General features: G+C 57.6%; 3 protein-coding genes. 1 reads left to right on the plus strand and 2 read right to left on the minus strand.

The window, feature by feature from the left end:
* Positions 1–1063, plus strand: a 1063-nt coding sequence (locus tag ACGVJ8_RS03415; RefSeq protein ID WP_392345493.1) for a S41 family peptidase, incomplete at its 5' end; no start/stop codon positions are given.
* A 1-nt stretch (position 1064) separates the two neighbouring features.
* On the opposite strand, the gene ACGVJ8_RS03420 is transcribed toward ACGVJ8_RS03415, so the two are convergent.
* The gene (locus ACGVJ8_RS03420) at positions 1065–1229 is read right to left on the minus strand and encodes a hypothetical protein (protein WP_392345494.1); all 165 of its coding nucleotides are present in this window, start codon (positions 1227–1229) and stop codon (positions 1065–1067) included.
* Between the two features lie 79 nt (positions 1230–1308).
* Positions 1309–1949: TRCF domain-containing protein (locus ACGVJ8_RS03425; RefSeq protein WP_392345495.1), on the minus strand; the 641-nt coding region annotated here is incomplete at its 5' end.

Raw genomic sequence — 1949 nt, forward strand, 5'->3', positions numbered from 1 at the left:
CGAGGCGATCCGGGGCATGCTGGCCAGCCTTGATGACCCCTACACGCGTTTCCTTGATCCGAAGGAGTTCAAGGAGATGCAGATCGACACCTCCGGGGAGTTGATGGGCGTGGGGATCCAGCTCAGTCTCGACAAAGACACGAAAGAGCTAATTGTTGTCTCTCCGATTGAGGGCACCCCTGCATCCCGTGCGGGCGTTCAGCCCAAGGATGTGATCGTTTCCATCGATGGTGCCTCGACCAAAGGCATGACCACCGAGGACGCCGTCAAGTTGATCCGAGGTCCTGAGGGCACCGATGTGGTGCTGGGACTCAGGCGCCAGGATGAGGTGCTGAATGTGGCGTTGAAACGGGCGCGCATTGAGATTCATGCCGTGAAGGCCATGCTCAACACAGCGCCCAACGGCCGCAAGGTGGGCTATATCCGTCTGAAGCAATTCAATGCCAACGCCACGCGTGAGATGCGTGCGGCCATCAAGGATCTGGAATCACAGGCTGCTGAGGGCTACGTGCTGGATCTGCGCAGCAATCCCGGCGGCTTGCTTGAGGCCAGTGTGGACATCGCCCGCCAATGGCTCAATGAAGGCACCATCGTCAGCACCCGAACCCGTGAAGGAATCCGCGATGTGAGGCGCGCCACCGGCAGTGCGATCACCGATAAACCCTTGGTGGTGCTGATTGACCAAGGATCTGCCAGTGCCAGTGAAATTCTTTCAGGGGCACTTCGGGACAATTCCCGTGCACAGCTCGTCGGTCAGAAGACCTTTGGCAAGGGTCTTGTCCAGGCCGTTCGCGGCCTAGCCGATGGATCCGGTTTGACGGTCACGATCGCTAAATACCTGACCCCTAAGGGAACTGATATTCACAAAAATGGGATTCAACCGGACATCAGAGCAGCGATGACCGATAGAGAGATGAAGAACTTTTCGATCGAAGACCTGGGAACTCAGAGGGACAGCCAGTACAGACAAGCTGAAGGAACCCTCTTGAATCAATTGAGCAGATTTCACTCTGGCACGACCTATCGGCCTGGGCAAGCAAATCTCAGTTACGCCTTGCCGTAGGTCAGGAAATCGGCTGCATCAGACCACCACCACCACCGTTGGAGTCGTCATCGTCCGAGGCGCCGGGTTGGAACAGGGCGTACACACCGAGCGCTGTGGCACAGAAAACGCCGCTGATTAGTTCCAGAGAGACGCCACCGGCACCGATCTCGACGAATTCACCCATGTCTAACGAAATTCACTCAACCCAATGTAACGAAGAATTGCGTGGTTGGTAACGTTTTTCTCAGAATTGGGTTCAGGCCTCAGACCTGAACCACCTCCGCGTTCTTGGCACTCAGCTCGTCCTGCCGCTGCGCCTCGGCTTTGCCATCGGCGTCGGGAATCTGGGCTGCCATCAGGCGAAGCCACTCCATCAGTTGTTCCAGTTGCTTCTCCATGGGGAGAACACCGAGACCGCGGGCTATCACCTTGTGTTGAATGCCGCTGCCGGCCTGATACACCAAACGGCCATGCAGGTGCTGGGGCAACCCCTGGCGCAACAAACGAAATGCCGGTTCCTCCATGGGGGTTTCGAACACCACGTTGGGCTTCTCCGGTTTAATCCTGGAGAAGCCGCACCGCTTGGCCAGAAGTTTGAGTTCCATCAGCTGCAGAAGTGACACCACGGCAGCAGGCAGTGCTCCGTAGCGATCGGCCCAACCCGCAGCCAGCTCAACAAGGGCTTCCGCGGTGAGGCAGTCGGCTGCAGCTCGATAGGCCGCGATCTTTTCATCGGGATCAGTGATCCAGTCGGCAGGCACGAAAGCCGTGACCGCGAGATCCACCTGCGTCTCCTCAACACTGGGGATGTCTTGACCCTGAATTTCGGCCAAGGATTCCTGCAGCATTTCCATGTAGAGGTCAAAGACGATGGTTTCCATCTGGCCGCTCTGCTGCACGCCGA

It is taken from the genome of Parasynechococcus sp. (assembly GCF_042954245.1).
Classification (GTDB): domain Bacteria; phylum Cyanobacteriota; class Cyanobacteriia; order PCC-6307; family Cyanobiaceae; genus Parasynechococcus.